Raw genomic sequence first — 4,900 nt, 5'->3', positions numbered from 1 at the left:
TTTCTGGAAGACGTGCCGACCTTCCGGGAAGAGGGTTACGACGTGGTCGAGGCGATCTACCGCGGCGTGCTGGTGCCGGCTGACACTCCGGACGACATAGTGGCGACGCTGGCGGAGGGGTTCGATGCCGTGAACCAGCAGATTACGACACGGCAGCAGGACATGGGCATGTTCGTGCACAACTGGGGCCCGGAGGAGAGTGCCGAGTTGGTGGAACGCCTGAAGGGAGAGTATGCCGAGATTCTCGGTGACGAAGGTTAACGGGAAATGGCCACCCTGCCAATTGATGGTGGGGTGGCCTTTCGGTGTCGAAACATTTCTGTCCAACTTCAGGTGATTACATGGACTTATTGTACAAAGGTCTTGTCGGGATCTTGACTATCGATACGTTTTTTCTGATTGCTCTGGGCACAATAATAGGCCTTGTCATCGGCACCATTCCGGGTCTGACCGCCACTATGGCACTGGCGTTGCTAGTTCCCTTCACTTTCGCGATGGACGCCCTGAATGGCCTGGTCATGTTAGGGGCAGTCTACACTGCCGCTATGTATGGCGGGGCCTTCACGGCTATCCTGATCAACACGCCTGGGACGCCAGGCGCCATCGCCACTATGCTGGACGGACACCCCATGGCGGCCAAGGGCGAGGCGGAGAGGGCGATTGTCGGGGCTACTGTGGCATCAGTGTGCGGCGGCGTGGCGGGGTTCGTGGCACTGTTGTTCCTGGCCCCGGTGCTGAGCCTGTTCGCCCTGAGGTTTGGCCCGCCGGAATACTTTTGGGTAGCCGTACTGGGCCTGGCACTGATTGCCGGGTTATCCACCGGCTCGATATTCAAGGGATTGCTGGGTGGCGGCATCGGCATGCTTCTCGGCACCATCGGCATCTCCCCGGTGGGCGGTGAAGCCCGCTTCCTTTTTGGCACGTCGCAGCTGCAGGGCGGGGTCGAGCTGATTGTAGCTTTGATAGGCTTGTTTGCCGTGCCTGAGTATATTCGCTTGACAGCCACAGCCGTGCGGGCTGTCAAGCCTAACGAAAACTCCAAGCCGCAATCCTTACTGAGCGTAACTAAGGAGGTAATATATAAGCCGATCAATATCATCCGCTCCTCCATCATCGGCGTGATCATCGGTCTAATCCCAGGGGCCGGTAACAATGTGGCGGGTCTGCTCGCCTATAGTGAGGCCAAGCGAAGTTCGCGTACGCCGGAAATGTTCGGCAAGGGCAGCATGGAGGGGCTGGTCGCCTCTGAGTCGAGCAACAACGCCGCGGTGCCCGGCAGCATGGTGCCGTTACTGACGCTGGGTGTGCCAGGTTCACCGCCTGCCGCCGTGCTGTTCGGTGCGCTGATGATGCACGGGCTAACTCCTGGCACCCGGCTATTCACCGACAGCGGTGTGTTGACCTACGGCTTCATCTTCTCGCTGGGGCTGGCGGCACTGGCGCTGCTACCGGTGGGTATGATCTTCGGGCGGCTGATCTTTCGAGCTGTCACCAAGGTGCCATTAGGCTTCCTAATCCCCACCATCGCCATGATGACGATTCTCGGCGCTTACTCCATGCGCAATAGCATGACAGACGTCTTTATTATGGTGGGAGTTGGCATCTTCGGCTATGTGATGCGCAATTTTGGCGTTAGTCCTGCCACCATCGCGCTGGGCCTTATCCTAGGGCCGATAGCTGAGCAGGGCTTCGCCCAAGCGATGCTGATCGGCCGGGCCTATGATTATCCGTTTCTCGTGTTGCTTCAGAGCCCCCTGTCGATCACGCTGGCTATCATCGTAGCCATCACCCTGATCGGCCCCTTCGTAATGAAGGTTGTGCGTAGGAAGCTGAATGCTAGGAAAACCATTTTGGGGTGATTGCTATGTTGGTTCGAGTGAATACTCACTTTCTTGTAGCGCTGACGGGGTTCATCCTGTTTGCGGTGTTTTGGTTCGCCCAGGACGAGAACTGGCAGCGACCGAGTGCCGCCTGGCCTGAGACGATCCTCTACGGAATTGCCATCCTCAGCGCTATCCTTGTGGTGCAAGGCTCTATCCTAAAGTCCCGTGAGAAAATCTTTGCCGATGGCAGCAAGAAGCGCGCGCTGATTGCATGCGTAGCGCTGATAGCTTGGAGCCTGATAATCCAGGGGCTGGGCTTTGTGGTTGGCAGCGTGCTGGTCTTCATGGTGATGGCCTTCTATGTAGCTGCGGTGGAGAAGAAGGTCTCACCTAAGACAGCGATAACAATGTCCCCGGGCAAAGTAGTGCTCTGGCTTGTGGCGATTGTCTGCGAGGTGCTGGTGCTCTACTCCGTCTTTTCCAAAGTTCTACTGGTGCCCTTGCCGAAAGGGTTGTTCTTCTGAGAAGAACCGAGCCATAACTTTGCCGTCCTCACAAGTCTGTGGGGCGGTGGTGGATGGTGAAGGGCCGTGCTACTGCTTTCACAACAATAGGAAGCCGGGCTACCCCGGCGCTAGAGGAGGCCCAATGGCCAAAATCGTTATATCCGAATTTATGGATGAGGAAGCCGCCAAATCGCTGAAAGCGCGTTTCGATGTGACCTTCGACGTGGGCCTGGTCGATGATCGCCAGGCCCTGCTGGCTGCCGTAGCCGATGCAGACGGCATCATCGTGCGCAATCGCAGCCGGGTGGACCCAGAGCTGCTGGCTGCCGCGCCGCGGCTGAAGGTAGTCGGGCGCCTGGGGGTCGGACTCGACAACATCGACCTGGCCGCCTGCGAGTCCCGGGGAGTGATCGTCAAGCCCGCCCATGGCGGCAACGGAAGCTCGGTGGCCGAGTACGTACTGACCGGTGCGCTGTTGCTGCGTCGCCAGGCCTACTTCTCCAGTGCGGCCATGCTGGCGGGGCAGTGGCCCCGCCAGGCGCTCATCGGCCGTGAGGTGGCCGACAGTACCCTCGGCTTGGTGGGCTTCGGCGCCATCGCCCGGGAGACCGCCCGGCGCGCCCGGGCCCTGGGCATGTCGGTGGCCGCCTTCGATCCCCACTTGGCGTCGAATGCCCCGGAGTGGTCGGACGTGACCCGTCACGAGAGCCTCGCCTCGCTGCTCGCCGCCTCGGACGTGGTGAGCCTCCATGTGCCGCTGACCAAGGCCACTCACCATCTCCTCGACGCGGCCGCCCTGGCCCAGATGAAAGCCGGTGCCGTGCTGATCAACGCCGCCCGGGGCGGTACCGTCGATGAGGACGCCCTGGCTATGGCCTTGCGGGAAGGACGACTGGCCGGCGCCATGTTGGACGTCTTCGAGCAAGAACCCCTGCCCGCGGATTCGGGGCTTGAGGGCGTGCCGAACCTGATCCTGACGCCGCATATCGCCGGTGTCACCGATGAGTCCAATGCCCGCATCAGCCGGATGACCGCCGACAATGTTCGTGCGGTCCTGGAAAGGGCGAAGGTGTACGCATGAAAGAGAACGTCGAGTTGGATATCAGGCAGGCCCGGGAGCTGGCCATGGCCGCCATGCGAGGGCAGGGCTTTGGCGAGGTCGAGGCTGGGGCCACCGTCGAGGCCTTGCTGGCGGCGGAGCGCGACGGCTTGCCGTCTCATGGCCTGTCGCGGTTGCCCTTCTACCTGGATCAGGCCGCCAGTGGCAAGGTCGACGCCTCGGCGGTGCCCCGGGTGGAGAGCGACGGCGCCGTGGTGCGCGTCGATGCCGGGCATGGCCTGGCTTTCCCCGCCGTGGCCCAGGGGCTCGAGGCCGGCTATGACTGTGTGGCGCGACTTGGGGTGGCGGCGGTGTCCATCACCCGGTCCCATCACTTCGGCGTGGCCGGGGCCCCGGTCGAGGCCGCGGCCCGTCGTGGCTACCTGGCCCTGGCCTTCAGTAATGCGCCCTCGGCCATGGCTCCCTGGGGGGGCAACCGCCCGCTGTTCGGCACCAACCCCATCGCCTTCGCCTGCCCGCGACGGGACGGCGATCCGCTGCTGCTGGACTTGTCGCTGTCTAAGGTGGCCCGCGGCAAGGTGATGCTGGCCAGGAAGCAGGGCGAGTCGATCCCCGAGGGCTGGGCCCTGGACACCGAGGGGCGGCCGACCACTGATCCCGAGGCGGCGCTGGCGGGCAGCATGGTCCCGGCTGGCGATGCCAAGGGGGCTGCCCTGGCGCTGATGGTGGAGCTGCTCACCGCGGGGCTCGCCGGCAGCCACTTCGGTTTCCAGGCCTCGTCCTTCTTCGACGCCGAGGGCGAGCCGCCAGGGATCGGCCAACTGATCCTGCTCTTCGATCCGGCCCGTTTCTCGCCGGACTTCGTGGAGCACGCCGAAGAGCTGTTCGCAGCAATGCAGGATCAGCCCGGTGTCCGGTTGCCCGGGGACCGACGCTACGCGCTGCGCCGTGAGGGCAGGGACCGCCTGACCCTGCCCGAGGCTTTGCTCGCGGAGCTGGAGACCCACTCCGCGTCGGGCTGACTGCTTAGCCGCTTGCTGGTGCCGGTCCGGTGGATTCCCGAAGCACCAGGGACGATTCCAGCAGGCGGCGGTGTGGCCTGGTTTCGCCGTCGATTCGCGCGATCAAGTCATCGGCTACCCGACGGCCGATCTCGCTCGACGGCACGGCGACCGTAGTCAACGGCGGCCTCATGAAGCGCGCCTGAGACAGATCATCGTAGTCGGTGATGGAATGTTCATCTGGGACGCGCACGTACGCTGGGCGCCCAGCATGCCCTCGAAGGCGAGCGTGCCATTGCCGATCACCCTCAAGGAAGTGGCCTTTCTGGGGGGGCTGCATGTATACGGTCCTGGACCTGCGAGCTACCTTCGCCCTGCTGGATTCCGAGGCCCTGGGCAATCTCAATTGAGTGGAAACCTGCCGCTTGATAGAGGGAGCGCAGGTGTTCGCCGACGGTTACTGCTGCGGAGTGGAGTTACCCCGATTCAGTGGACGGTACACGGCTTTAG

The 4,900-nt window shown here is 62.7% G+C and carries 5 protein-coding genes and 1 pseudogene; 5 read left to right on the top strand and 1 reads right to left on the bottom strand.

From position 1 onward, the window contains the following. From C1H66_RS22960 to C1H66_RS16495, 5 genes and pseudogenes are all read left to right on the top strand, one after another. Nucleotides 1–261 (top strand): annotated as a pseudogene (locus tag C1H66_RS22960) (tripartite tricarboxylate transporter substrate binding protein); the annotation flags it as partial. 80 nt (nt 262–341) lie between these two features. Continuing rightward, nucleotides 342–1,859: a tripartite tricarboxylate transporter permease gene (locus C1H66_RS16510; RefSeq protein WP_102628977.1), complete on the top strand. Its 1,518-nt coding sequence runs from the start codon at nt 342–344 to the stop codon at nt 1,857–1,859. Between the two features lie 5 nt (nt 1,860–1,864). After that, nucleotides 1,865–2,347 (top strand): tripartite tricarboxylate transporter TctB family protein, encoded by a 483-nt coding sequence (locus tag C1H66_RS16505; protein ID WP_102628976.1) that lies wholly within the window; start codon nt 1,865–1,867, stop codon nt 2,345–2,347. Nucleotides 2,348–2,471: 124 nt separating this feature from the next. Continuing rightward, on the top strand, nt 2,472–3,410 hold the full coding sequence (locus C1H66_RS16500; RefSeq protein WP_102628975.1) for a hydroxyacid dehydrogenase: 939 nt from the start codon (nt 2,472–2,474) through the stop codon (nt 3,408–3,410). Next, nucleotides 3,407–4,411: an Ldh family oxidoreductase gene (locus C1H66_RS16495; RefSeq protein ID WP_102628974.1), complete on the top strand. Its 1,005-nt coding sequence runs from the start codon at nt 3,407–3,409 to the stop codon at nt 4,409–4,411. Before C1H66_RS16500 ends, C1H66_RS16495 begins: the two co-directional genes overlap by 4 nt. A gap of 4 nt (nt 4,412–4,415) precedes the next feature. Here C1H66_RS16495 and C1H66_RS23555 read toward each other — a convergent pair whose 3' ends face one another. After that, nucleotides 4,416–4,730: a substrate-binding domain-containing protein gene (locus C1H66_RS23555; RefSeq protein ID WP_102628973.1), complete on the bottom strand. Its 315-nt coding sequence runs from the start codon at nt 4,728–4,730 to the stop codon at nt 4,416–4,418. Nucleotides 4,731–4,900 lie beyond the last annotated feature (170 nt).

This window comes from Halomonas heilongjiangensis (assembly GCF_002879645.1).
GTDB classification, from domain to species: Bacteria; Pseudomonadota; Gammaproteobacteria; order Pseudomonadales; family Halomonadaceae; genus Halomonas; species Halomonas heilongjiangensis.
Note: the sequence above shows the minus strand (reverse complement) of the source record. Positions and strands in the feature narration are given on the sequence as shown.

Bases quoted from the DNA above. Each gene is read 5' to 3' on its own strand.
- C1H66_RS16510 (WP_102628977.1), top strand. From the start codon at position 342: ATGGACTTATTGTACAAAGGTCTTGTCGGGATCTTGACTATCGATACG.
- C1H66_RS16505 (WP_102628976.1), top strand. From the start codon at position 1,865: ATGTTGGTTCGAGTGAATACTCACTTTCTTGTAGCGCTGACGGGGTTC.
- C1H66_RS16500 (WP_102628975.1), top strand. From the start codon at position 2,472: ATGGCCAAAATCGTTATATCCGAATTTATGGATGAGGAAGCCGCCAAA.
- C1H66_RS16495 (WP_102628974.1), top strand. From the start codon at position 3,407: ATGAAAGAGAACGTCGAGTTGGATATCAGGCAGGCCCGGGAGCTGGCC.
- C1H66_RS23555 (WP_102628973.1), bottom strand. From the start codon at position 4,730: ATGCAGCCCCCCCAGAAAGGCCACTTCCTTGAGGGTGATCGGCAATGG.